The sequence below is a fragment of the Pantoea sp. Sc1 genome (assembly GCF_000255315.1).
In the GTDB taxonomy this organism is placed as follows: domain Bacteria; phylum Pseudomonadota; class Gammaproteobacteria; order Enterobacterales; family Enterobacteriaceae; genus Pantoea; species Pantoea anthophila.
In genome coordinates this window covers 608,841-633,988 of the sequence record NZ_AJFP01000001.1, presented here as the reverse complement: position 1 = coordinate 633,988, position 25,148 = coordinate 608,841, and the positions used below count along the sequence as shown (strand labels likewise).

At 57.8% G+C, this 25,148-nt stretch carries 20 protein-coding genes; 9 read left to right on the top strand and 11 right to left on the bottom strand.

Annotated features, from left to right (window positions below; genetic code table 11):
• Positions 1-113 precede the first annotated feature (113 nt).
• The gene (locus S7A_RS03065; RefSeq protein WP_009087852.1) at positions 114-770 is read left to right on the top strand and encodes an epoxyqueuosine reductase QueH; all 657 of its coding nucleotides are present in this window, start codon (positions 114-116) and stop codon (positions 768-770) included.
• Here S7A_RS03065 and S7A_RS03060 read toward each other — a convergent pair whose 3' ends face one another.
• Entirely contained in the window at positions 771-1,274 is a 504-nt protein-coding gene (locus S7A_RS03060; RefSeq protein ID WP_009087850.1) for a helix-turn-helix domain-containing protein, read from the bottom strand.
• A gap of 212 nt (positions 1,275-1,486) precedes the next feature.
• On the opposite strand from S7A_RS03060, the gene S7A_RS03055 reads away from it, so the two are divergent.
• Positions 1,487-2,509 carry an alpha/beta fold hydrolase gene (locus S7A_RS03055; protein WP_009087848.1) on the top strand — a complete coding sequence of 341 codons (1,023 nt, stop codon included), beginning with the start codon at positions 1,487-1,489 and terminating at the stop codon, positions 2,507-2,509.
• A 23-nt stretch (positions 2,510-2,532) separates the two neighbouring features.
• On the opposite strand, the gene S7A_RS03050 is transcribed toward S7A_RS03055, so the two are convergent.
• The 5 genes from S7A_RS03050 to uxuA all read right to left on the bottom strand — a co-directional run bounded on the left by S7A_RS03050 (position 2,533) and on the right by uxuA (position 9,712).
• Complete coding sequence (locus S7A_RS03050; protein ID WP_009087845.1) at positions 2,533-3,501, bottom strand: diguanylate cyclase; 969 nt, start codon at positions 3,499-3,501, stop codon at positions 2,533-2,535.
• A 103-nt stretch (positions 3,502-3,604) separates the two neighbouring features.
• Entirely contained in the window at positions 3,605-4,582 is a 978-nt protein-coding gene (gene hemB / locus S7A_RS03045; RefSeq protein WP_009087843.1) for a porphobilinogen synthase, read from the bottom strand.
• A gap of 126 nt (positions 4,583-4,708) precedes the next feature.
• Positions 4,709-6,214, bottom strand: coding sequence for a glycine betaine/L-proline transporter ProP (gene proP / locus S7A_RS03040; protein ID WP_009087842.1), 1,506 nt, complete (start codon positions 6,212-6,214; stop codon positions 4,709-4,711).
• Positions 6,215-6,649: 435 nt separating this feature from the next.
• Positions 6,650-8,239: an EAL domain-containing protein gene (locus tag S7A_RS03035; protein WP_009087840.1), complete on the bottom strand. Its 1,590-nt coding sequence runs from the start codon at positions 8,237-8,239 to the stop codon at positions 6,650-6,652.
• A 288-nt stretch (positions 8,240-8,527) separates the two neighbouring features.
• Complete coding sequence (gene uxuA, locus S7A_RS03030) at positions 8,528-9,712, bottom strand: mannonate dehydratase (protein ID WP_009087838.1); 1,185 nt, start codon at positions 9,710-9,712, stop codon at positions 8,528-8,530.
• A 147-nt stretch (positions 9,713-9,859) separates the two neighbouring features.
• Between uxuA and S7A_RS03025 the strand changes: the two genes are divergently transcribed.
• Positions 9,860-10,543, top strand: coding sequence for a FadR/GntR family transcriptional regulator (locus S7A_RS03025; RefSeq protein WP_009087836.1), 684 nt, complete (start codon positions 9,860-9,862; stop codon positions 10,541-10,543).
• Here S7A_RS03025 and S7A_RS03020 read toward each other — a convergent pair.
• Complete coding sequence (locus tag S7A_RS03020; RefSeq protein ID WP_009087834.1) at positions 10,532-11,587, bottom strand: AI-2E family transporter; 1,056 nt, start codon at positions 11,585-11,587, stop codon at positions 10,532-10,534. The two genes, S7A_RS03025 and S7A_RS03020, sit on opposite strands and share 12 nt — an antisense overlap.
• A gap of 256 nt (positions 11,588-11,843) precedes the next feature.
• Between S7A_RS03020 and S7A_RS03015 the strand changes: the two genes are divergently transcribed.
• A complete protein-coding gene (locus tag S7A_RS03015) occupies positions 11,844-13,067 on the top strand; it encodes an MFS transporter (protein ID WP_009087832.1) in 1,224 nt (407 codons plus the stop codon).
• 46 nt (positions 13,068-13,113) lie between these two features.
• Here the strand turns inward: S7A_RS03015 and S7A_RS03010 are convergent, their stop codons facing one another.
• Complete coding sequence (locus S7A_RS03010) at positions 13,114-13,929, bottom strand: TIM barrel protein (protein ID WP_009087830.1); 816 nt, start codon at positions 13,927-13,929, stop codon at positions 13,114-13,116.
• Positions 13,930-14,349: 420 nt separating this feature from the next.
• Between S7A_RS03010 and S7A_RS03005 the strand changes: the two genes are divergently transcribed.
• Positions 14,350-15,855: a CoA-acylating methylmalonate-semialdehyde dehydrogenase gene (locus tag S7A_RS03005; protein ID WP_009087827.1), complete on the top strand. Its 1,506-nt coding sequence runs from the start codon at positions 14,350-14,352 to the stop codon at positions 15,853-15,855.
• Between the two features lie 127 nt (positions 15,856-15,982).
• Positions 15,983-16,798: a 5-deoxy-glucuronate isomerase gene (gene iolB / locus S7A_RS03000; protein WP_009087825.1), complete on the top strand. Its 816-nt coding sequence runs from the start codon at positions 15,983-15,985 to the stop codon at positions 16,796-16,798.
• A 76-nt stretch (positions 16,799-16,874) separates the two neighbouring features.
• Here iolB and S7A_RS02995 read toward each other — a convergent pair whose 3' ends face one another.
• Together S7A_RS02995 and iolC are read right to left on the bottom strand one after the other, a co-directional pair.
• Positions 16,875-17,717, bottom strand: a complete 843-nt coding sequence (locus tag S7A_RS02995; protein ID WP_009087824.1) for a MurR/RpiR family transcriptional regulator — start codon at positions 17,715-17,717, stop codon at positions 16,875-16,877.
• A gap of 399 nt (positions 17,718-18,116) precedes the next feature.
• On the bottom strand, positions 18,117-20,030 hold the full coding sequence (gene iolC / locus S7A_RS02990; protein ID WP_009087822.1) for a 5-dehydro-2-deoxygluconokinase: 1,914 nt from the start codon (positions 20,028-20,030) through the stop codon (positions 18,117-18,119).
• 548 nt (positions 20,031-20,578) lie between these two features.
• On the opposite strand from iolC, the gene iolD reads away from it, so the two are divergent.
• From iolD to iolE, 3 genes are all read left to right on the top strand, one after another.
• Positions 20,579-22,519: a 3D-(3,5/4)-trihydroxycyclohexane-1,2-dione acylhydrolase (decyclizing) gene (gene iolD, locus S7A_RS02985; protein WP_009087820.1), complete on the top strand. Its 1,941-nt coding sequence runs from the start codon at positions 20,579-20,581 to the stop codon at positions 22,517-22,519.
• 62 nt (positions 22,520-22,581) lie between these two features.
• Positions 22,582-23,592, top strand: coding sequence for a Gfo/Idh/MocA family protein (locus S7A_RS02980; RefSeq protein ID WP_009087818.1), 1,011 nt, complete (start codon positions 22,582-22,584; stop codon positions 23,590-23,592).
• A 47-nt stretch (positions 23,593-23,639) separates the two neighbouring features.
• A complete protein-coding gene (iolE, locus tag S7A_RS02975; protein WP_009087817.1) occupies positions 23,640-24,536 on the top strand; it encodes a myo-inosose-2 dehydratase in 897 nt (298 codons plus the stop codon).
• Between the two features lie 52 nt (positions 24,537-24,588).
• Here the strand turns inward: iolE and S7A_RS02970 are convergent, their stop codons facing one another.
• Positions 24,589-25,143 carry a DcrB family lipoprotein gene (locus tag S7A_RS02970; RefSeq protein ID WP_009087815.1) on the bottom strand — a complete coding sequence of 185 codons (555 nt, stop codon included), beginning with the start codon at positions 25,141-25,143 and terminating at the stop codon, positions 24,589-24,591.
• Positions 25,144-25,148 lie beyond the last annotated feature (5 nt).

The following is a 25,148-nucleotide window of genomic DNA, read 5'->3' as shown; positions in this document are numbered from 1 at the left end:
GCGACGGAGGCAAAACAGGGGCTGGGGCACGATTACACAAAGCCGCGCAGATTTTGCAACTCGTCACCGGCGGCATTACACTGCCGCTTTTCTGCTATTGATTGAAGGTGTTTATGTCTGAACCTTTCCAGCGTCAGCCGCTGCCTCTGCCGGGCGGTCATAATAAAGTCCTGCTGCACTCCTGCTGCGCCCCCTGTTCGGGTGAAGTGATGGAAGCGATGCTGGCATCCGGCATTGATTACACGATCTATTTCTACAACCCGAATATTCATCCGCTCAAAGAGTATGAGCTGCGCAAAGAGGAGAATATTCGTTTTGCTGAAAAATTTGGCGTGCCGTTTGTGGATGCTGACTACGACCGGGACAACTGGTTTGAGCGGGCGCGCGGTCTGGAGTGGTCTCCGGAGCGCGGTGAACGCTGCACCATGTGCTTTGATATGCGCTTTGAACGAACCGCGCTCTATGCGCATGAAAACGGCTTTCCCGTTATGACCAGCTGTCTGGGGATTTCACGCTGGAAAGACATGAAGCAGATTAACAGCTGCGGTGTCCGTGCAGCGGCTGCTTATCCCGATCTGCTCTACTGGGAATTTAACTGGCGTAAAGGTGGCGGGTCGGCGCGCATGATCGAAATCAGCAAGCGCGAAAGTTTCTATCAGCAGGAATATTGCGGCTGTGTCTATTCACTGCGCGACACCAATCGTCATCGCGTTGCTCAGGGACGTGAGCGGATTCAGATTGGTGTGCAGTATTATCAGCCGGATGAGTGATTAACCGGCATCGCGGAAAGTGTCGGCCTGCGCATAACCGCGTGCCGGGCGCGTAACAGGGCGCACCGTGACGGCACAGCGCGGCTGAATCTCCGCGTCGGGCCGCGCGTAGCCGCACAGGGCACAGGGATTCTGCGCGTCTGCCAGCGCTGCGCTGCTCCCATTACTCAGCGGACGCCTGCGGCAGGCGCTCGGCGTGCAGCCCATCATCTGTTTGAATGAGCGGGTAAAGGATTGCTGGCTTTCAAAATGGTATTTCAGCGCCAGGCTGATAATGGGCGTACGGCTGTTTTTTAAATCATGAATACAGGCGTTAAGCTTTTTTCTGCGGATATAGCGCGCCAGCGTTTCATTATGATAGCGGGCAAAGAGTTTCTGCAGATACCATTTGGAATAACCCGCCTTTTCCGAAATATCATCAATACTTAAACGCTGATCGAGATTGTGATTAATCCACTCAGTGATGGAGACAATTACACTTTCATTATATTTATTGTCGTTCATAGGCACCCCCCGTTTAACGTGCGGGCATTCTGAATTATTTATCTTAATGTGCTTATTCTTTGCGTAAAGATTCTTCAGGATTTGAATCGCAACCTCTCATGAGGTTCATTTAAACGGTGCTTATTAATAAATAAGATGAGATGTAATTAATCTGTTGATTTTTTCCGCGACCTGCCAGGCTTACGACTCACCTTTAACCTGGAGAATCCCGGATGGGCCCGACATTTCTGCTGAAGAAACCGCTTGCTGTGCTGCTGACCTCGCTGGCCTTGCTGACCTCTCTCCCCACTCGTGCCGCCACAACCTATGGCGAACAGCTGGAAGGCTTTCACTACCCTTATCCTCTGCACCATTTTGATTTTTTATCGCAGCAGCAGTCGCTCAGCATGGGCTATATGGATGTGAAACCCGTCGCGCGTGCCAACGGGAAAACCGTGGTGCTGATGCACGGTAAAAACTTCTGTGGTGCCACCTGGGAAGAGACCATCCGCGCCCTCAGTCAGCAGGGATACCGCGTTATCGCGCCCGATCAGATTGGCTTCTGCAGCGCCACCAAACCCGCCCGCTATCAGTACAGCTTTCAGCAGCTGGCCGACAATACGCATCAGCTGCTTGCCCGGCTGGGTGTGGAGAAGGCGGTAATTGTGGGTCACTCCACCGGCGGGATGCTGGCGACGCGCTATGCGCTGATGTACCCGCAGCAGACGCAGAAGCTGGTGCTGGTTAATCCGATAGGGCTGGAAGACTGGAAAGCGAAAGGGGCGCCGTGGCGTTCCGTCGATCAGTGGTATCAGCGGGAACTCAGGCTCAGCGCAGAGGGCATTAAGAAGTATGAGCAGCAGACCTACTACGCGGGCCGCTGGAAACCTGAATATGACAAATGGGTCGATATGCTGGCCGGACTCAACAGCGGGCCGGGGCATGAGAAGGTGGCGTGGAACTCCGCCTTAATCTACGACATGATTTTCACGCAGCCGGTGTTTTATGAGTTCGGCGATCTGAAGGTGCCGACCACGCTGATGATCGGCACGTCCGACACCACGGCTATCGGCAGCGATATCGCCCCGCCGGCGGTGAAAGCGCGGCTGGGCGATTACAGGGTGCTCGGTAAAGCGGTCGCAAAACGCATTCCGGGGGCGCGGCTGATTGAGTTTCCGGGCCTGGGGCACGCGCCGCAAATGGAAGAGCCTGCAAAGTTTAATCAGACCCTGCTCGACGATCTGGCGCGTCCCTGATCTTTCAGCCGCGGCGGCTGAGGTTACACCGCGACACGCTTCTGCTTTTTACGCTGGTACATCCGCTCATCGCTGTCGTGCAGCAGCTGTTCCAGCGACTGCGGCTGCGCCGGATCAAACTCAACGATGCCGGAAGAGAACTGCAGGTGGTAACGACGATTCAGGCTGATCGACTGCTGACGCAGATAGCAGGCGAACTGCTGTAACAGCGCTTCGCTCTGCTGCTGCGACATGCCATTGAGCAGCACCACAAACTCGTCGCCGCCCAGTCGGGCAAAGAGATCGGAGTGTTTAAACACCACCTTCATCGCGTCGGCAAAGTCCATCAGCGCACGGTCGCCTTCGCGATGGCCCAGCGAGTCATTGATCTGCTTGAACTTGTCGAGGTCGAGAAACGTCAGTGAGGCTGGCCGGTTCTTCATCCGGCACTCGTTCAGCACCATCTGTCCCAGGGTCATAAAGCCGCGGCGATTGGTTATCTGCGTCAGTTCGTCGCAGGTGGCGGTCTGAAAGGCGACCAGCTCCGCTTCTGCCATCGCGGCCAGGTCACGCATGGTAGCCTGATCCTCTTCATCAAACTGGCGCGGTTCGCGTCCAATGATGCAGAGCGTACCCAGTTTGGCGCCGCCCGGTGCACGCAGCGGACAGCCGGCATAAAAACGGATGTGTGGATCGCCGGTGACGAGCGGGTTGTCGTGAAAACGCTCATCTTTATGCGCATCTTCAACAATCATGATCTCATCCTGCAGGATAGCGTGTCCGCAGAAGGAGATATTGCGCGGCGATCCCGGCGGTGCAAAGCCCTGAGCCGATTTAAACCATTGATGGTCAGCTTCCAGCAGGCTGACTAACGCGATAGGCACGTCAAACAGGCGGCGGGCCAGACGGGTTAAACGATCAAAACGTTCCTCCGCGGTGGTGTTCATGATGTTCAGCGCACGCAGCTGCGATAAACGTTGTGCCTCGTCGGCAGGAATGTCAGGTGCTTTCATCACAGAGACCTTTGTTGGTTTAGCCGAAGCCAGGTTCTGGTGTTTGCCTTTTGGCGGAGAAGAAGAGCGTGACATCGCGATCACGCTCTTTATGAGGAGGGGATCAGAGCACCTTTTGTTCGGCGAGATCAAGAGCGAAATAGCTGAAAATCAGGTCTGCACCGGCACGTTTGATCGCCCCGAGGCTTTCCAGCACCACGTTACGCTCGTCAATGGCACCGGCCGCTGCGGCAAACTTGATCATCGCGTATTCGCCACTCACCTGATAAGCCGCCAGAGGCAGTTCGGTGCGCTCACGGATGTCACGCAGGATATCCAGATAGGCACCTGCCGGTTTCACCATCAGTGAATCTGCGCCCTGAGCCGCGTCGAGCAGTGATTCACGAATCGCTTCACGGCGGTTCATCGGGTTCATCTGATACGTTTTACGGTCGCCTTTCAGCGCCGTGCCCGCGGCTTCACGGAACGGGCCGTAGAAGGAGGAGGCAAACTTGGTGGAGTAGGACATGATTGCGGTCTGGGTGAAGCCCGCCGCGTCCAGCGCGCGACGAATCGCCTCAACCTGCCCATCCATCGCCGCCGACGGGGCGATAAAATCGGCTCCGGCTGCGGCAGCAACGACCGCCTGCTTACCCAGGTTTTCCAGGGTGGCATCGTTGTCGACACCGTGATCGCAGAGCACGCCACAGTGGCCGTGGCTGGTGTATTCGCAGAAGCAGGTGTCAGACATGACGATCATCTCCGGCACGGTCTCTTTGCAGATGCGCGACATGCGGGCCACCAGACCGTTTTCGTTCCACGCATCGCTGCCGGTGGCATCGGTGTGGTGCGAAATACCAAAGGTCATGACCGAGCGGATACCGGCTTTGGCGATACGCTCAATCTCATAAGCGAGACGTTTTTCCGGAATACGCATCACGCCAGGCATCGCCTGAATCGGTTTGTAGTCGTCGACCTCTTCTTCAACAAAAATGGGCAGAGCCAGATCGTTCAGGCTCAGGGATGACTCCTGGAACATTTCACGCATTGACGCGCTGGCGCGCAATCTTCTTGGGCGCTGGATAAGGGAATAATCAGACATTTTCATTCTTACGCAGGTGAAAAAAGTGACAACAGTTTACTCCCTTTGCCCGCAGGGCATGAAGGATTGTGTGCGGTAGGGAGGGGGAAAAATGCTCTCCCGCCGGGCGGCGGGAGAGCAGAACGATTACTCGTTGATATCCGGATGCTGCTGCACCAGATTTTTACGTTTCGCTTCCAGACGGGCGATCTCTGCGTCGATATCTTCGATTTTATTCTCGATGTTATCGTGATGCTCCTGCAGAATCTCGCGCGCTTCTTCCATATCCGACGCGGCCGGTGTGGCCCCTTTCAGCGGCTTGTTCGCAGTCTCTTTCATGAACAGACCGGTAATCAGACCAATCACGGCCACGACCATCAGATAGTAGGCAGGCATGTAGAGGTTGTCGGTTGACTCAACCAGCCAGGCGGCCAGCGTAGGGGTCAGACCGGCAACCAGTACCGAGATGTTAAAGGCACTGGCCAGCGCACTGTAGCGGATGTGGGTCGGGAACATGGCAGGCAGTGACGAAGCCATCACACCGGTGAAGGAGTTCAGGATCACCGCCATCAGCAGCAGACCACCAAAAATCATGCCCAGCACGCCACTGTTGATCATCATGAAGGCAGGGATCGAGAAGACCATCAGGGCGAGACTGCCGATGATAACAAACGGGCGGCGGCCAAAACGGTCACTCATCATGCCGATCATCGGCTGAACAAACAGCATCCCGATCATGATGGCGATAATAATCATCACACCGTGATCTTCGCTGTAGTGCAGGTTATGCGACAGGTAGCTCGGCATGTACGTCAGCAACATGTAGTAGGTGACGTTTGTGGCGATGACCAGACCGATACAGGAGAGCAGGCTGCGCCAGTGTTTGGTCGCAATCTCTTTGAAGGAGACTTTCGGGCCATCCTGCAGACCTTCGCGGTCACCCTGTTCCAGCTTGTCCACGTGCTGCTGGAATGCCGGGGTCTCTTCCAGCGCATGACGCAGGTAAAGACCGATGATGCCCAGCGGCAGCGCAACGAAGAACGGCAGACGCCAGCCCCACTCAAGGAAGTTCGCTTCCCCGATAATGGAAGAGATCAGCACGACCAGACCCGCACCCAGTACGAAGCCGGCAATGGAGCCAAAGTCGAGCCAGCTTCCCATGAAGCCGCGTTTGCGGTCAGGCGAATATTCGGCCACGAAGATCGAGGCACCGGTATATTCACCGCCCACCGAGAAGCCCTGTGCCATCTTCGCTAACAGCAGCAGAATCGGCGCCCAGATGCCGATGGAGGCATAGGAGGGAATCAGGCCGATACAGAAGGTACTGACCGACATGATGATAATGGTGATGGAAAGAATTTTCTGACGACCATATTTGTCGCCCAGCATACCGAAGAACAGACCACCCAGCGGTCGGATCAGGAAGGGCACAGAAAAGGTACCCAGCGCCGCGATCATCTGAACGCCTGGCGACGCATCCGGGAAGAAGACTTTACCCAGCGCATAGGCCACAAAGCCGTAAACGCCGAAGTCAAACCACTCCATCGCGTTACCCAGAGAGGCCGCCGTGATGGCTTTACGTAAACGGGCATCATCAATGATGGTGACATCATTGATCCCAATTGGTTTTACACGCTTCCTACGCAATTTCATAGAATTACCCTGTAATGGAACACGAAAGTTCTCAACGGCGCGAGCCGGATGAATCGTACAGACCGCCACGTTGAGAAATTTAAGCATAGCCGTAAATACGCGCTGTTTTAGCGCCCGTTAACACAATAATTACTGTTGTGATTATTGCGAACAGCGACAGAGTATACCGTTTTTGTGTGATATCTGTCATGTTTGGGCTACATGTAGCCTCTTTTTGCCACTGATAAGGCTATTTCTCTCCGCAAAAAAATTATCACTCTGCGTGACAATCGCCGCTTTTTTCAGCACTTGAGCGGCGGTCCTCACGCTTTTCCGGACGGAAGAAATGACGGGCTGGAGAAGGGAGGGAGCGCGAAGGAGATGATCCTGACAAAAGGGAGAACCGCGACGGGCCAATCGGCTATCGGCGTTCTGTCGTCAGACGCCGGTAGCCGATCAGGTCGTAAGGGCCAGGTCCGGCTCGACGGGCTGGTCGCCCTGTTCGGCCAGCCAGGCGATCAGTCCCGCATTGTCCAGCGGGCGCGCGTAATAGTAGCCCTGAATAAAGACCACGCCGCGCTGTTGCAGATAACGGAACTGCAAGGCGGTTTCGACCCCTTCGCCCAAGACTTCCAGCTCCAGCTCATGACTGAGCTGGATAATGGCATCCAGAACAGGTGTTCTGCCCTCAAGCGACTCGATGGTGTTGATAAAGCCCCGATCAATCTTGAGATAATCCAGCGTGAAGGTCTGTAAATAGCTCAGCGAACAGTGACCCGTGCCAAAATCGTCAATCGCGACTTTCATGCCGCAGTGACGCAGGTGTTCCAGTTTGCGTGCCACCGCCGCGCCCTCTTTGATCAGGCTGCGCTCGGTCAGCTCCAGCGTGATCAGGAACTGCTTATCCCTGACCTGTTCAGCGAAGTGCAGCATATCGTCGACAAAGTCAGGATGCTGCAGGTGCTCCGCCGCCACGTTAATTCCCAGGTGGAAATGGGGCTCTACCTGCCAGCTCCGGACATCTTCTGCGACCAACGCCAGCAGGTGGCGGGTCAGCGGCACAATCATGCCTTCCGCTTCTGCGGCACCGATAAAAATATCCGGCCGCACGCCGTTGCCGTCCGGGGTTGTCCAGCGCAGCAGCGCCTCAACACCGACGCAGCGCTGCAGCCGGTTGTCATAGACCGGCTGATAGTGCGCCCTGAACTGGCCGCTGGCGATAGCGCGCCGGATCTCATCGCGCCAGGAAATACGTCGCTGCAGCCAGTTCGCCATTATCATCATCAGCAGAATAGAGAAGATTGCCGCCATCGGCATAATGATAAACATCACCTGACGCCAGGCCGAAATCAGCTCCGTGGGCGAGGCTATCAGCGTGACCGTCAGCGGATAGCGCCGGGAGGATGCCTGATAAATCGACGGTTTGAACCAGCTGTCGGCGGCGATTTGCGGATCGCCATAGGAGATGGGCGCACCATCACTGAAATCCATGCTGAAATGGTAGCGATGGGTGCTGCTGATGGCGCGCATAAAATCGATCAGATACTGCCCATCGATCACCGCCCAGAAACTTTCGCCATCAGGCAGGTCGCGCACAAAAATCACGGCGGGACGCGTCGGCACACCGGCGGTACCGGCAATCGACAGGCTCCACCAGGCTTTACCGGTGACGGGGGCATCACGCAGGATCATCGCTTTCAGCGGGGCAGGACGTGAACCATACACCGATGAACAGGCAATTTTTCCCTGCTCCATTTTACCGATAGCGCGAAAGTAGGGATTAAGTGAGCCGATGCGCTGCAGCTGGTTTTCAATCTGGCTGCAGGGCACCTGATCAAACTGGCGCAGCTCGGTAATCATATCCCAGGCGCTGTCGCTCATTCTCTCCGCCTGGGATAGCAGGGTTTCTGCCGCGCTCATCTGCTGCTGATGAACGGTGTGGCGCGCATCCAGTGCGGTAAAAAACAGGCCAATAACCAGAGGCAGCAGGCCGGAGATAATAATCACCAGCCTGGCGTAGTCGCGTTTTCGTTTCAGTAGCGGCACCGCAAAATCCTCTGAATATTATTGGTGTTATCAGGAGGCGCTAATCCGCTGCGCAGAATAACATCTCTCCGGGCGGAGCAGATTAGCGTTTTTGCAATCAATCAGACTGACTCAGGTCAATTATCGAACAGTGCGTATCATTTATGTGACGTTTGTTTTGTCTTTATTGCGATTCAGCGACACAAATTCAGCAGGCAGGACGCGGGGGATAACGGGCGATGCGCAGCGGTGGGCGAAAGGCCCTGCGCCGTCACGGGACGGTCGCAGGGCGGGCGCGTGAATGAAGAATTAATCAGTAAAAAAGATCTGCTTCAGCGCCACTTCCACCCCGCGCAGTTCAGCCAGTCCTTTCAGGCGGCCAATGGCGGAATAGCCGGGGTTGGTGCGTTTATGCAGGTCATCCAGCATCTGATGGCCGTGGTCGGGGCGCATAGGAATGGCCCGCAGGTTGCCCGCCCGACGACGGCGCTGCTCTTCGGCCAGAATGACCCTGATCACCCCCACCATATCGACATCCCCCGCCAGATGCGCCGCCTCATGGAAACTGGCGGGATTCTCTTCACGCTTCGTGGCGCGCAGATGGACAAAGTTGATGCGGTCGGCGTAGGTTTCCGCCATCTCAACCAGCGCATTGTCGGCCCGCACGCCGTAGGAGCCGGTGCAGAAACAGAATCCGTTGTGCAGGCTGTCGACGGTTTCCTTCAGCCACTGCATATCTTCCTGCGTGGAGATAATGCGCGGCAGGCCCAGGATAGGACGCGGTGGATCGTCCGGGTGCACCGCCAGTTTTACGCCAGCCTCTTCCGCCACCGGCACGATGGCGCGCAGGAAGGTCGCCATATGTTCACGCAGTTTTGCTTTGTCGATGCCGTCATACTGCGCCAGCTGCGCCTGAAACTGCTCCAGCGTGTACCCCTCTTCGGCGCCGGGCAGGCCCGCGATGATATTGCGCACCAGCGTGTTTTTCTCTTCCTCGCTCATCGCGGCAAAGCGCGCTCTGGCCGCCTGCTGCTCGGTCGCGCTGTAGTCCTGCTCTGCACCCGGACGTTTTAACAGGCAGAGTTCAAACGCGGCGAACGCGTCGGCATCGAAGCGCAGCGCCTTAGCGCCATCGGGCAGCGTCCAGGCGAGGTCGGTCCGCGTCCAGTCCAGCACCGGCATGAAGTTGTAGCAGACGGTATCAATGCCGCAGGCGGCCAGATTGCGGATCGACTGCTGATAATTGGCGATATAGCGCAGGTAGTCGCCGCGCTGGGTTTTAATCGCCTCGTGAACCGGAATGCTCTCCACGACTGACCAGACCAGCCCTTTTTCCGCCAGCAGGGCCTGCCGGGCTTTGATCTCCTCAACCGGCCAGATCTCGCCGTTGGGAATGTGATGCAGTGCGGTAACGATGCCGGTCGCGCCTGCCTGACGCGCATCATCCAGTGAAACCGGATCGTTCGGGCCGTACCATCGCCAGGTATGTTCCATGTTTGCTCCTTAACTGTGATGTGGCCCAGTGGTCAGGCCGCTGGACCAAGAGTATGATAGTGTGCAAAACAAGGCCGTGATCCGGATCGCAGCATCATAAACTGCATCGGCCAGCGGACCGATTAGGCAGGACAAGAGGAGAGGACAATGACCCTGGCAGCCATTAAAACGGAGCGGCTCTACCGTCAGATAGCCAACGCCATTATGGCCGGTATCACGCGTGGTGACTTTGTCGCTGGCGGGCTGCTGCCGCCGGAGCGCGAGCTGGCAAAACAGCTGGGCGTCAGCCGCTCATCCGTGCGTGAAGCGCTGATTGCGCTGGAGATGACCGGCTGGGTCGATATCCGCACCGGCACCGGGGTGTTTGTCGCCCAGCCGCTGCCGCAGGCCGGGGTTACGCAGGAGAGTGAGGCCTGCAGTCTGCAGGATCTGTTGCAGGCCCGTGAAGCCTTTGAGGGGATGCTGGCGTGCTTTGCCGCCCGAAACGGTACGCCTGCACAGCGGGCGGCACTGCTGGCGCTGGCCGCTGAGCTGCAGCAGCATCAGGAAAACGATGCGGCCTTTCTGGCTAAGGACAAACGCTTCCACCTGCTGATCAGCGAAATGAGTGGCAATGATGTGCTGCGCGACCTGCTGGAACAGCTCTGGAACAAGCGCCACAGCCCCCATGTCGAGCGGCTGGAGCGCCATTTTGCTGAGAACAGCTTTGCGCTGGAGATGAACGCTGACCATCAGCAGATTGCCAGCGCGATTGTGGCGGGGGATGAGGCGGCTGCCCGTCAGGCCATGGAGAACCATCTGCGGCACGTCCAGCAGCGCTTACTTGGTTAAGCCCCGCACCCGTTTAGGTCGCCCGGTGCCCAGCAGAATGGCCAGACGGCTGCCGCCGGGCGTGGTTTCCATCAGGATTTTCGTGATGCTGGTAAGCGGCACCGACAGCAGCATGCCAACCGGGCCCAGCAGCCAGCCCCAGAAGACCAGGGAGAGGAATACCACCAGCGTCGACAGGCCCAGACCCCGGCCCATCAGGCGCGGTTCCAGCATATTGCCAAACACCATATGAATGGCCGTAAACAGGGCGGCCACCATCGCAGCATCAAACAGGCTGTTCAGCAGCAGCGCCTGCAGAAAGGGCGGGATACCGGCAATGATCGGGCCGATGTTGGGAATGAAGTTGAGGATAAACGCCACCACACCCCACAGCAGCGCGAACTTCACATCCAGCAGAAAGAGCGTCAGCCAGACCGCCACGCCGGTGATCAGGCTCACCAGGGTTTTCAGCGCCAGATAGTGGGTCACCCCTTTCAGCGCTTTGTGCAGCCCGGCGATGCGAATCTTGGGATTCACCAGCGCGTTACGCATTTTGTAGGGCAGGTGATGGACCTCAAACAGCATAAAGACGACGGTCAGCACCAGCAGCACGGTGTTAGTCATCGCGCCGGAAAAGCCGCTCAGCGCCACCGTGGCCAGATTCATCATGGTGTTGGGATCGAAATGTTTGATCAGAACGTCGGTTGAGATGTTGAGATGAAAGCCCGCGGCCAGATGCTGCAGCACCGTCATTTTCTGCTCCATGGTGGCGCGCAGCTGCGGGTAGAGATCGGAAAACTCACTCATTGAGCTGGCGATGATGGCGCCCAGCAGCACCATGACGCAGAAGATCACCGTGATCACCAGCCCGATCGCCAGCCCGCGGCGGAAGCCACGCCGCATCAGCATCGTCACCAGCGGGTTGAGTACAATGGCAAAGAAAGCCGCCAGCAGCAGCGGGACCAGAATGTCGGACGCTGCCCGCACCCCGGCGAGGATAATGACCAGCATTGCCAGTTTGATCAGAATATTTTGTCCGATCTTTTCCCGTTGCAGCTCGCTCATTCCCTCTCCCGTGACGTAAATTGGCTGTTGACAGTGTAGCTGAAAGAAAATTAACAATCTGATTTATCAGAGAAACGGTAAAGCGCGGCGGCAGAAGGGGGCCTTAATCAGCGCCACCACACTCCACTTTCGCGGCAGGATTTTTGTCCGGCACGCTGCATCCGGTTGACGGCGCAGCGCCGATACGTCAGTGGTGAAAGCGGGTATAGTCGACGGATAAACCTTATCATACAGCCTGATACGAGCGGGATCTCTCATGCCTGAACAGCCTAAAGTGGAACCGGCCACCCCAACCGGCAACTTCCGTCTCACGCTGCTGATCCTCTCTATTGTGGCCTATAACTTTGCCAGCTATCTCACTATCGGTCTGCCGCTGGCGGTGCTGCCGGGATGGGTACATGACCAGCTGGGATTCAGCGCCTTCTGGGCGGGTGTGGTGATCAGCCTGCAGTATGTGGCGACGCTGCTGAGTCGCCCCCACGCCGGGCGTTACGCCGATCTCTGGGGACCAAAGAAGGTCGTGGTGATCGGGCTGGTGGGCTGCCTGATCAGCGGTCTCTGTATTCTGCTGGCGGCGCTGAGCGACTCGCCGATGACAAGCCTGACGCTGCTCTGTGCGGGACGGGTGATTCTGGGTCTGGGCCAGAGCTTTACCGGCACCGGCACCTCGTTATGGGGCGTTGCGCGGGTCGGTTCGCTGCATATTGGCCGGGTCATCTCATGGAATGGCATCGTCACCTATGGCGCGATGGCGATTGGCGCGCCGCTCGGCGTGGTGATCTTCCGGGCGGGTGGCCTGCTCTGGCTGTCGCTGGTCATTGTCGCTATCTGCGTGGCGGGCATTGTCTGCGCCGTACCGCGTCCGGCCGTCAAAGCCAGCCGGGCCAGGCCGCTGCCGTTTCGTGCGGTGCTGGGAAAAATTGCCGGCTTTGGCGCGATACTGGCGATGGGCTCGGCGGGGTTCGGGGTTATCGCCACCTTTATTACGCTGTTCTATCAGGATAAAGGCTGGGAAGGTGCCGCCTTTGCCCTCTCCCTGTTCAGTGCCGCCTTTGTTGGCACGCGCCTGCTGTTTCCGAATGCCATTAACCGCCACGGCGGCCTGCGCGTTGCCAGCCTCTGCCTGGCGGCGGAAGCTGCCGGACTCTTTCTGGTCGCGGCGGCGGGCGACCCCTGGATGGCAAAAGCGGGCGCGTTTCTGACCGGCGCCGGTTTTTCACTGGTCTTCCCGGCGCTGGGGGTTGTGGCGGTGAAGGTGGTGCCGCAGCAGAATCAGGGCAGTGCGCTGGCGACTTACACCGCGTTTATGGATCTGTCGCTGGGCATTACCGGGCCGATCGCCGGATTTATCATGAACTATGCAGGCGTGTCGCAGGTGTATCTGCTCACGGCGCTGCTGGTCTGCGTTGCGTTTGTCTGCACGCTGCGCCTGCAACGGCGTCAGGCGCTGTCACCGGCAGCCGACGAGACTGCGCCGTAAAACGCGCCCGGGCGGGCCATGTTTTCAGCGCCTGCCAACACCGGGTTCAGGCCTGCAGCAGTTCGATACTGTGACGGATCTGCCGTTCCGTTTCATCCGGTGTCCAGCTGTTGAGCTGGCTTGAGAAGGGCTCAAAGGCGTAGATCCCCTTATAGCCCAGCATCTCCAGCCGTTTAACCTGCACGACGCTGTTCAGCACATCGCTGTCACTCAGCATAATGCGCTCCTCATCGGTCAGCTCAGCGGTGGGCCGCCGATCTTCCACGCCCGACAGGTGAACCAGCCCAATCTGTTGCACGTCGACACCCGTGAGGAACTCCTCTTCCGCCTTTTCATAGAGATGGTGATGGAAGGTATCCAGCACCAGCTTAAAGGGTACGCCGGCGGCGGCGATGAGTCGCTGCGTCTCTGCGGCCGAGCGCAGTGAGCTGACCGGGAATCCCAGCGGCTCCACCAGCCCCTGAATGCCATAATGTTCAAAGCGCGGCGCCAGCTGCTGCATCGCCGCCTGCGTCTCCTGAGGCGACAGGGTAATCCCCTCATTCAGTGGGCACATCACCAGCGCCTTCGCACCCGTCTGCTGTGCGGTCTGCAGCAACAGCTCTGCACGGGTCAGCAGATCCTCATCGATGCGGTTAAACGGATAGAGCGCATTAATGGTGACGATATCAATCTGATATCTGTCGGTCAGGGCGCGCAGCTGCTCGGGCGTCAGATCGTCTGTCACGCTGCCACCCGGCATGTCATTGCGCAACTCAACCTTGCTCAGCCCCAGGCGATGAACCAGCTGAAAAAAGGCCTCCAGCGAGAGCCGGGGAGCAATTTTGCGGTTGATACAGAAACGGGTCGGATCGATAGCCATGTGATTACCCCGAAACAGAAGAAGATTGCGACTAAAGAAAACATTTATTTCATTAATAGTGAATTATGAAATATGGATTATTGGATCTGCCTCGCATTAATTTCATATTTCGTTTCAGCCGGGTGCTGCCTCGCGGGGTTTATCCCGCAGAGAACCGCGCCGTGATGGTCTTAAGCCGCGCCTGCAGGGCTGAGGATTGCGGCAACCGGCGCTCTCCGGACGTCAGGAGCGCACCAGGCGCAAGCCGACGGAGAAAATGCGATCTGTGCCGCTAAAAGCAAATCTTCCAAAAAGAATTATTTGAAAAATTTATTCCAATGCAATAGCTTCATAGCACGCTTTCAGCTTTGCCTGGTCAGGCAGCGCGGCAGGTCGCATGGTTCGTCTGCAGGGAACTTAACCATCTAAAGAGGCAACATCATGACAATCACAGGTAACTTTATTGGCGGCAAAATTACGTTCAGCGCCAGCAACGAAACCATTCCTGTTTACGACCCGGCAACCGGCAAAGTGGTACGTGAACTGACGCAGAGTACCGCCGATGAAGTGGCTCAGGCGATTGGTGTCGCGCATGCGGCCTTTGCCGAATGGTCGAAAACCTCACCCCTGCGCCGTGCCCGTGTCCTGTTCAACTTTAAGGCCCTGATGGAGCAGCATCGTGACGAGCTGGCGGCACTGATTGTTTCTGAGCATGGCAAAGTCTGGTCTGATGCGCTGGGTGAACTGACGCGTGGCATTGAAGTGATTGAGTTTGCCTGCGGCATCCCGCACCTGCTGAAAGGCGAATACTCCCCTAACGTCGGCGGCGGCGTTGACAGCTATTCGCTGATGCAGCCGGTCGGCGTCGTGGCGGGCATTACGCCGTTTAACTTCCCGGCGATGGTGCCGCTCTGGATGTTTCCGATCGCACTGGCCTGCGGCAACACCTTTGTCCTCAAGCCACCGGCACTGGACCCCTCGGCGTCTGTGCGGATGGCTGAACTGCTGACCGAGGCGGGCCTGCCTGATGGGGTCTTCAACGTGGTGCACAGCTCAAATGAAGACGCGGAGCAGCTCTACAAAGATCCGCGTATCGCCGCCGTCAGCTTTGTCGGTTCCTCCGGCGTGGCTGAGCACATCTACAAAACCGCCAGCGCGCATGGCAAACGGGTGCAGGCGTTTGGCGCGGCGAAAAACCACGCCATCGTGATGCCGGATGCCGATCTGGATGCCACCGTCAACGCCATCATGGGCGGTGCCTTTGGTTCTGCCGGTGAACGCTGCATGGCGCTGCCGGTCGTGGTCGCCGTGGGCGATGATACCGCCGACAAGCTGATTGCCCGCCTGACCCCGCTGGTGCAGGCACTGCGCATCGGCCCCGGTATGAATCAGGGGGCTCTGGAGAATGAGATGGGGCCGGTGGTTTCAGCGGCGCACCAGAAGAAGGTGCTGGGCTACATCGACAAAGGCGAACAGGAAGGCGCGAAGCTGGTGGTCGATGGGCGTCATGTCCAGGTCGAAGGGCATGCTGAGGGATACTACGTCGGCGGCACGCTGTTTGATAACGTCACCTCTGACATGGTGATCTGGCGTGAAGAGATTTTTGGTCCGGTGCTGAGCATCATGCGCGCGGCGGATTACGACAGTGCGCTGCAGCTGGTTAACAGCCATGAGTTTGGCAATGGCAGCGCCATTTTCACCAGCAACGGTCACACCGCGCGTGACTTTGTGCAGAACGTTGAAGCGGGCATGGTGGGCGTCAACGTGCCGGTTCCGGTGCCGATGGCATTCCACAGCTTTGGCGGCTGGAAGCGCTCGGTGTTTGGCGCGCTCAACGTGCACGGGCCGGATGGCGTGCGCTTCTACACCCGCATGAAAACCGCCACCGTGCGCTGGCCATCCGGTCAGCAGACCGTGTCTGAATTCAGTATGCCGACCTTAGGCTGATTTATTTCCACGCTGGCAGGATGCGCGACCGGCAGATCACTCTGCCGGTCTTTCTGTTCGCAGGCGGGCTGCACGTCACGCCAGCGCGGCAACTGCAGCGATAACCGTGACAGAGAGGAGGATCAGGATGTCTTTACTGTCGAAAGCCCAGGCCCCTGATGCGCAGGGTCGTATTCAGCATGTGACGCCTGAACGCGCCGGCTGGCGCTATGTCGGGTTTGATGCTTATCTGCTGAAAAAAGGGGAAACCCTGCACCTTACCAGCGGGGATAAAGAGCTCTGTCTGGTGCTGGTGGCCGGACTCGCCTCGGTGAAAACCCGTCACGCGGCGTTTCCCGGGATTGGACAGCGCATGTCGCCCTTTGAGCGCGTGCCGCCTTACTCCGTTTATGTGCCGCACGATGATGAGGTGGTGGTTTACGCGGACAGCGATCTGGAGCTGGCGGTCTGCAGCGCGCCCGGTCACGGGCATCTGCCTGCACGACTGATTACGCCCGCGGACGTGGGCGTTGAGCATCGCGGCAAAGGGCGCAATCAGCGTCTGGTGCACAATATTCTGCCCGATGACAAACCGGCTGACAGCCTGCTGGTGGTCGAGGTTTATACCAATGAGGGCGACACCAGCTCTTACCCCAGCCACAAGCATGATGAAGAGAGTGAAAACGAAACCCTTCTGGAAGAGACCTACTATCACCGTTTCGATCCGGAACCCGGCTTCGCCATGCAGCGCGTTTATACCGACGATCGCTCACTGGATGCCTGTATGGCACCTTACAATCGCGATGTGGTGATGGTGCCGCGCGGCTATCACCCGGTTGCGACGCTGGCGGGATACAACAACTACTATCTGAACGTGATGGCGGGGCCTGTGCGGCTGTGGAAGTTTACCTGGGAGAAAGATCACGCCTGGGTGAACAGCGAGAATTATCCGCGTAACACCTAGCCTACGGCGGCGTCAGAAAAGCAGTCTCTCAGCTATAAGGGCAGCGGGTCACGCTGCCCTTTTTTGCGCCCTGAAATCAGCTGGTGCCGGCGTTGTTGAGCGCCAGCGACACAGCCAGCGTCTGCGCCAGGCAGAGAGAGGCAACCTGTGAACGGAAGCCATCCACCTGGGCTTCACGCACGACAAAGCAGACGTCGCTGAAGGCGGCCAGCGGACTGACCTGGCTGTCGGTAATTGCAATCTGATGTGCGCCGCGTCGGGCGCCCATCTCCACCACTTCGACCGCTTCACGCGCATAGGGTGAATAGCTGATGGCAATCACCACATCTTTAGGATTAACGAGGCTGAGCTGCTCGGTAAACATCCCGCCCAGGCCATCAATTAAAAACGCGCGCCGCTCCAGATGACGCAGCGCGTAGACCAGATAGGAGGCGACGCTGAAGGAGCGGCGCAGGCCAATCACATAGATGTTCTCGGCCTCGCTCAGCAGTTTTACCGCCTTGTTCAGCTGTTCAGGATTCACCTGCATCGCCAGCTGCTGCAGCGCCTGGCTGTTTACCATCGTAAAAACGTTGAGGATCTCCGACGGGCTCTCAGGGGCGCTGGCGTTGTCATCGGTGGATGTCTGACGGAACAGACGCGCACGCTCGGTGTAGTTGACCGTCTCTTCCATCAGGTGCTGACGAAAAACCTGTTTCATTTCGTTGAAACCGCTGAAGCCAAAAGCATTAGCAAAGCGAATCAGGGTAGAGGGGGGCACATCGGCCTGCTGGGCAATCGAGGCGACGGTATCAAACGCAATACTGTTACTGTTATCAAGAATGTAGCGCGCAACCTGTTTAAGACGTTTGCTCAGCGTTTCGTAGCGGCGACGAATATCGTCCTGCAACAGAGAAAGTTGGGTGGGATTATTGTTCATCACTTCTGCCCGAATAATTAGAATAATGGCTGTATAATGAGCGCTATAGTATCAGATGGATGGAAAATTTCATTTGTTTGCGTCAATCGCGCGGTTTATTTCATGGCTTTATGAAATGGTTCACAGATTGGCTTGAGAGCCCGGAACGCGCCTCTTCACAGGCGATAAGCGGGTGAAAACCGGCGTTAAATATCTGTGGCGGGTGAGAAATGCGGTCAGGATCTCTCTGGCAACAACGCATCAGCCAGATGAGCAGGGAACACGGTCAGAAGAGGAAAGCGTCCCGCGTCAGGGATGACGCGGGCCGAGCATGCCATGGATGGCGGGTGTCGCGTCTTTCCGATCTGACCATGTTCCCGGCGCCTGCACTTTCTCAAAGCGGCTTTTAGCAGAACAGCATCAGGCGCGCGCCGCGCGCCAGTATTCAATCAGCCGCAGATAGTTACCTTTGACGCGCGCAATCAGCGCCTGATCGTCCAGTTCCCCCTGCAGCCACTCGCGTGAAGGCTGACCAAAAATAGTCCGGCCCACCGCAAAGCCTTTTACCCAGGGCGCGCTGGCCGCCGCGGCAAAACCCGCTTTCAGCGTCTCTTCGGGCGCATCCAGACCCAGTAGCAGAATGCCGCGACAGTAAGGGTCCTGCTGCTCAATCAGCGTGCCGATCGCCTCCCAGCACGCTGCGGACAGCGGCGGCAGTTTCCACCAGTCAGGCTGGATGCCCAGAGTGTAAAAATGGCGCAGAATGTCCACGTAATAGGCTTCATTCCTGTCCGGATTGCTCTCAGGCAGGATCACTTCCAGCAGCAGCTCATGGCCGCTTTTGTTACAGCCCTGCCAGACATCGAGTATCAGATCATCCTGCTCTTTGCGCAGTTCTGCGCTGTCGTGAGGATGGTAAAACACCAGACACTTCACCACATGCTCAGCGGGCCAGTCGATCAGCTGCGAACCGATATTGCCATGCTCCAGACGCAGCGGACGCGAGCCGGGCTGCTCAATCGGACGGCCAATCCACCACTGCTTACCGGTAATCGCATTCAGCGCTTTCTGCCCGTAGGTGGTATCCGCCAGAATCCCGCTTTTATTCTCTAACCCCGCCTCTTCGGCAGCCTGCTGAGCAGCTTTCAGCAACAGCAGCTTCAGCGGTGGGATCCGGCTGGCCTCCACGCCCGCCTCCTGTGCCATCTCCGCCAGCTGTTTGCGGTGGTCAAAGGCGAAAACATTCAGCTCCGGCCACTGCTGTTTGCGGGTGGTGACCCGGTGCAGATGATTCAGACGGCTGTCGAGATCGGGACGCTTCACCGCATCGTCGCGGCTCAGGAAATCATCCAGTTCGGCTTTGGTCGGCATGGCGGGTGCACAACCGTGACGTGAGACTACCAGCGCCCCACAGGCATTGGCGTAACGGCACGCCTGCTCCCAGCCTTCATCATTCAGCCAGCCGCGCAGCAGTCCCGACATAAAGGCGTCACCTGCACCCAGCACGTTGAGTACGTCGACGCGCACGCCGGTGTGCAGGCGGGTCTCTTCCCAGCTATCCGGGATCGCTCCCTCAAACACCACGCAACCCAGCGGACCGCGTTTGCAGACCAGCGTCGCCTGACTCGCCTGACGCACATTTTTCAGCGCGGTCAGGGTCTCCGTGCTGCCACCGGCGATGTGAAACTCCTCTTCGGTGCCCACGATCAGATCGAAATAGTGCACCACTTCCTGCAACTGCTGCGTCACCTGGGAGGATTCAATGAAACGCGTTTCACCGTCACCCGGCGAGGTCAGCCCCCACAATACCGGGCGGTAATCGATATCCAGCGCGGTGCGAAGGCCGTTCTGGCGGGCAATCTGCAGCGCTTTCAGCACCGCTTCACGGGTCTGCGGATGGGAGAGGTGGGTGCCGGTCACCGCCACGGCGCGGGCTGAGGTAATGAAAGCCTCATCCACGTCATCCGGCACCAGGCCCATATCGGCGCAGTTATCGCGGTAGAAAATCAGCGGAAAAGTCTCTTCATCTTTGATGCCGAGGATCACCAGCGCGGTCAGGCGCCGCGGATCGGTAATCAGCGCATCCGTGTTACAGCCGACGCGCTGCAGTTCTTCACGCAGAAAGCGGCCATTGTGCTCATCCCCGACCCGCGCCAGCATGGCCGATTTCAGCCCCTGAATCGCGGTGCCATAGGCGACGTTGCCTGACGATCCGCCCAGATACTTCGCAAAGGAGGTGACATCTTCCAGCCGTGCTCCAATCTGCTGACCATAAAAATCAACGGCAATACGCCCGATACAAATCACATCAAGCGGCTTCTGTTGTGCATTCATACCTGTGGTTTCCTTCTGTGACTGGCAGAGCCGGCGGGCAAAACGCGCGACGTCAGATGCGCGTTGCGTTCGGGTCTGTAAGAGCCTGACTGGCGATGAGGGCAGTATGAGGAATAAAAATTCCACATTCAATGTGAAATGAAATATCCATCGCAAATTTGTGAACCAGGTAAAAATCCTGAATCTCCTCTCTCGGCCTGGGTGCTGAGAGGATGATGCCCGCTGCAGCGGGGGCGTGAAGGCGAACGCACCTGTTGGCGTGCTGTTCAGCCAGGCGGTGGCAACGGAATGAATTTTTTTATCGTACCCGGCTCATGGCTAAACGTTCCGCTTTTCACCCTCGCGACAGCCCGCCAGGGCTGACGCAGCGGCTAAATTTGATCTCACTCGCAAAATGAAATGTTTCTTCTGTAAGCGTGTTTTATGAAAAATATATTTGTTTATAATCGCCTCACGTTTCAGTTATTCCGGTCGCCTTTTCCGCCGATGACAGCGCCTGGCGCGGTGTTACGGGAGTCGGGGTCCGCCAGCATGTAAAGGAAAAGCATATGGGCACAATCAGACTGACCACGGCACAGGCGCTGGTTAAATTTCTGGATAACCAGTTCATTGATGTTGATGGCACTGAGACGAAATTCGTCAAAGGCATCTTCGCCATCTTCGGTCATGGCAACGTGCTGGGGCTGGGCCAGGCGCTGGAACAGGATAGCGGCGATCTGGTGGTCTGGCAGGGGCGTAATGAGCAGGGGATGGCCCATGCCGCTACGGGCTTTGCCCGTCAGTCACTGCGCCGGCAGATTATCGCCTGCAGTTCGTCAGTGGGACCGGGTGCAGCCAACATGATCACCGCCGCGGGTACCGCGACGGCCAACCGCATTCCTCTGCTGCTGCTGCCCGGCGACGTCTTCGCCACGCGCCAGCCCGATCCGGTGCTGCAACAGATTGAACAGAGCTACGACCTCAGCATCAGCACCAACGATGCGTTCCGCGCAGTCAGCAAATACTGGGACCGCGTCAGCCGCCCGGAGCAGCTGATGTCCGCCTGTATCAACGCCATGCGGGTGCTGACCGATCCCGCTGAAACCGGTGCGGTTACCCTGTCGCTGCCGCAGGATGTGCAGGGCGAAGCCTGGGATTACCCCGACTACTTCTTCCACAAACGGGTGCACCGGCTCGATCGCCGCCTGCCCGTCGCCGCGCAGCTGGCGGATGCGCTGACCCTGATTTCCCGCAAGCGTAAACCGCTCATTATCTGCGGCGGCGGGGTAAAATATTCTGAGGCGGGTGAGGCGCTGCGCCAGTTTGCCGAGCGCTATCAGATCCCCTTTGCGGAAACCCAGGCGGGCAAGGGCACGCTGGTTTCTGACCATCCGCTGAATGTCGGCGGCGTCGGTGAAACCGGCTCGCTGGCCGCTAACCTGCTGGCGAAAGAGGCCGATCTGGTGATCGGCATCGGCACCCGCTATACCGACTTCACTACCGCCTCCAAATGGATTTTCCGCCATCCTGATGTCAGCTTCCTGAACATCAACGTCAGCAACTTCGACAGCTACAAGCTGGATGGCGTGCAGCTGCTGGCCGATGCCCGTGAGGGGCTGACGGCGCTCACCGCCGGGCTGGCATCACAGCACTACAGTAACGACTGGGGCAGCCAGATTGAAGAGGCGCAGAGCCAGCTGCTGAAAGAGACGCAGCGCGTCTATCAGGTGGCCTGGCATGATGGCGACTTTGTGCCGGAGATTGCGGATCATCTCGACCGCGACGCGGTGTTTGCTGAGTTTAACCAGCTGACCCACTCCTGGCTGACGCAGAGCAGCGTGCTTGGCACCCTGAATGAACAGCTGCCCAAAGAGGCAGTGGTGGTGGCGGCGGCGGGCAGCCTGCCGGGTGACCTGCAGCGCGTCTGGCGCACCAAAGATTACAACGCCTACCACGTCGAATATGGCTACTCCTGCATGGGCTATGAGGTCAATGCCGCGCTGGGCGTGAAGCTCGCTCAGCCGCAGCGTGAGGTCTATGCGCTGGTCGGGGATGGCTCCTTCATGATGCTGCACTCCGAACTGGTTACCTCCATTCAGGAGGGGGCGAAGATCAACGTGGTGCTGCTGGATAACATGACCAACGGCTGCATCAATAACCTGCAGATGGAACATGGCATGGACAGCTTCACCACCGAGTTCCGCTTCCGCAACCCGGAAGGGGGCAGGCTCGATGGCGGCTTTATCCCGGTTGATTTCGCCGCGATTGCCGCAGGCTATGGCTGTAAGACCTACCGGGTTACCACGCTTGAAGAGCTCAGGGCGGCGCTGGAAGATGCCCGCACCCAGACGATTTCTACCCTTATCGACATCAAAGTGCTGCCAAAAACCATGATCCACAAATATTTCAGCTGGTGGCATGTCGGGGTAGCGCAGGCTTCGCAGACCGAACGCGCCCAGGCGGTAGCGGACAAGCTCAACACGCATCTCGGCCAGGCGCGAAAATATTAATTTCAGGGCCATATCGCGGCCCGTTTTCCTCTTCTCCGTACGAACCCTACACAGGTGTAATTATGACTTTGAAACTTGGCGTCATCGGTACAGGTGCAATCGGTCAGGAACATATTCGTCGCTGCAGCCACGTGCTGCAGGGGGCACAGGTGGTGGCGGTCTCTGACATTAATGTCGAGGGTGCGCGTGCCGCCCTGCAGCGCCTGAACATTGAAGCGGAGGTTTTCCAGAACGGTCACGACGTGATTCAGTCACCGGATGTCGAGGCGGTGCTGGTCACCTCATGGGACCCCACCCATGAAGAGTTCACCCTGGCGGCGATTGCCGCCGGAAAGCCGGTGTTCTGCGAGAAGCCGCTGGCGATGAGTGCCGAAGGCTGCCGCCGGGTGGTGGAGGCGGAGATGAAGGCGGGAAAACGGCTGGTGCAGGTCGGCTTTATGCGGCCTTACGATGCAGGCTACCGCGCGCTGAAAAAAGTGATCACCGATGGCGATATTGGTGAGCCGCTGATGCTGCACTGCGCGCACCGCAACCCAACGGTGCCGGAGAACTACACCACGCCGATGGCGATCACCAACACCCTGATCCATGAGCTGGATGTGCTGCGCTGGCTGACAAATGATGACTACAAAACGGTGCAGGTGGTCTTCCCGCGCGTCACATCGAAGACGCACGGGCAGCTGAAAGATCCACAGATTGTTCTGTTCGAAACCCGGAAAGGGGTGCGCATCGACGTCGAGATTTTTGTGAACTGCGCCTACGGCTACGACATCCAGTGTGAAGTAGTGGGGGAGGAGGGCATTGCGCGTCTGCCCGAACCCTCCTCCGTGCAGCTGCGCAAAGAGGCGCGCCTGTCGAACACGATCCTGGTCGACTGGAAAGATCGTTTTATCGAGGCGTATGACGTGGAGCTGCAGGCCTTTATTAATGACATCAGAGCAGGCCAGCTGACCGGTCCTTCGGCCTGGGATGGTTTTGCCGCCTCGGTAGCCGCCGATGCCTGCATCAAAGCGCAGAACAGCGGGGCGATTGAGCCGGTAGAGATGCCGCCGCGTCCTGATTTCTATCGCTGATTCAGCCCTGTATGCGGCCTCGCCGCGCTCCGTCCGGGAATAAGATGATGAACAAAGAAAATGTAAAACTGGCGATCGCGCCGATTGGCTGGACCAACGATGACATGCCAGATCTCGGCCATGAAAACACCTTTCAGCAGACCGTCAGTGAGATGGCGCTGGCAGGCTTTACCGGCAGCGAAGTGGGCAGCAAATACCCGCGCGATCCGGCGATCCTGAAACCGATGCTCGATATCCGCGGCATCGAAATCTGCAACGCCTGGTTCAGTACCTTCTTCGCCAACGGCGATAAAGCAAAAACCATCGATGAGTTCATCAATCACATGAACTTTCTCCATGCAATGGGGGCGCGGGTGATTGGCTGCTCTGAGCAGAGTAAAAGCATTCAGGGCACCCCGCTGGCGGTGTTTGAGCAGAAACCCATTTTCAGTGATGAGGAGTGGCAGTTAACGGCCGACGGCTACAACGAACTGGCACGCCTCGCAGCAGAGAAGGGGATGCGCGTCACGCTGCATCACCATATGGGCACCGGCATTCAGACCACCGAAGAGATTGACCGCTTTATGGCCATGACTGACGATCGGGTCGGACTGCTCTATGACACCGGCCACATCTACTACTCCGAGGGGTCACAGCAGCAGATGCTGGCGGTGCTGGAGAACTATCTGCCGCGCATCTTCCATGTTCATCTCAAGGATGTACGTGATGAGGTGGTCGCAGCGGTTCGCGAGAATCACCTCTCCTTCCTGGAGGGGGTGAAAAAGGGCACCTTCACCGTTCCGGGTGATGGCGTAATCGACTTTAAGCCGGTGTTTAAAATTCTGGATGAGTATGGCTATCAGGGCTGGATGGTCGTGGAAGCGGAGCAGGACCCGGCACTGGCTAATCCGTTTGAATATGCGGTCAAAGCGCGAAAATATATTCGTGAGAATGCGGGGTTATAAACAGCTCTGAGAATGCTGGCCTCCCTGCAATGCAGAGAGGCCAGCGATCGGCTTATTTCAGCGAGATGCTCTTCACGATGTTGTCAGCATCGCTCTGCGCCTGCTGCTGATTATCGCCTGGCAGCGTAATCTGCAGCGTCACCAGCTTGCCGTCGACCTTCGCCAGCACCACCGAGGACCATGAGGTCTGGTTGTTGGCAGAGATCACCGTATCCAGCTGCTGAGCAGGCTGATCTTTCAGCGTTACCGCTTTGTTCGACACCACCTGCAGCTGCGGGTCGCGGTTACGCTGCTGCTGCTCCATACGCTGCGACAGCACATCCAGCGCTTCGCTGGTCGGCTCACCGGCAATCACGATGATGGCGCGGGCACCGGTTTCATCCGCATAGACATGCATATTAGTCGTCTGCGAACCCAGTTTGCCGCTTTTGTCTGACATGCCTGGCGGCAGTGAGAAGCTCAGTTTGCCATCCATCAGCGTCACGGTTTGCGCCGACTGACTGGCGCTGACGCCGTTGTCATTCGCCGCGTCATCTTTCTTCTGATCGCAGGCTGCTAAGCCCAGAACCAGTAAGCCCATTCCTACATATTTCACCAGGTTACGCATCAGAA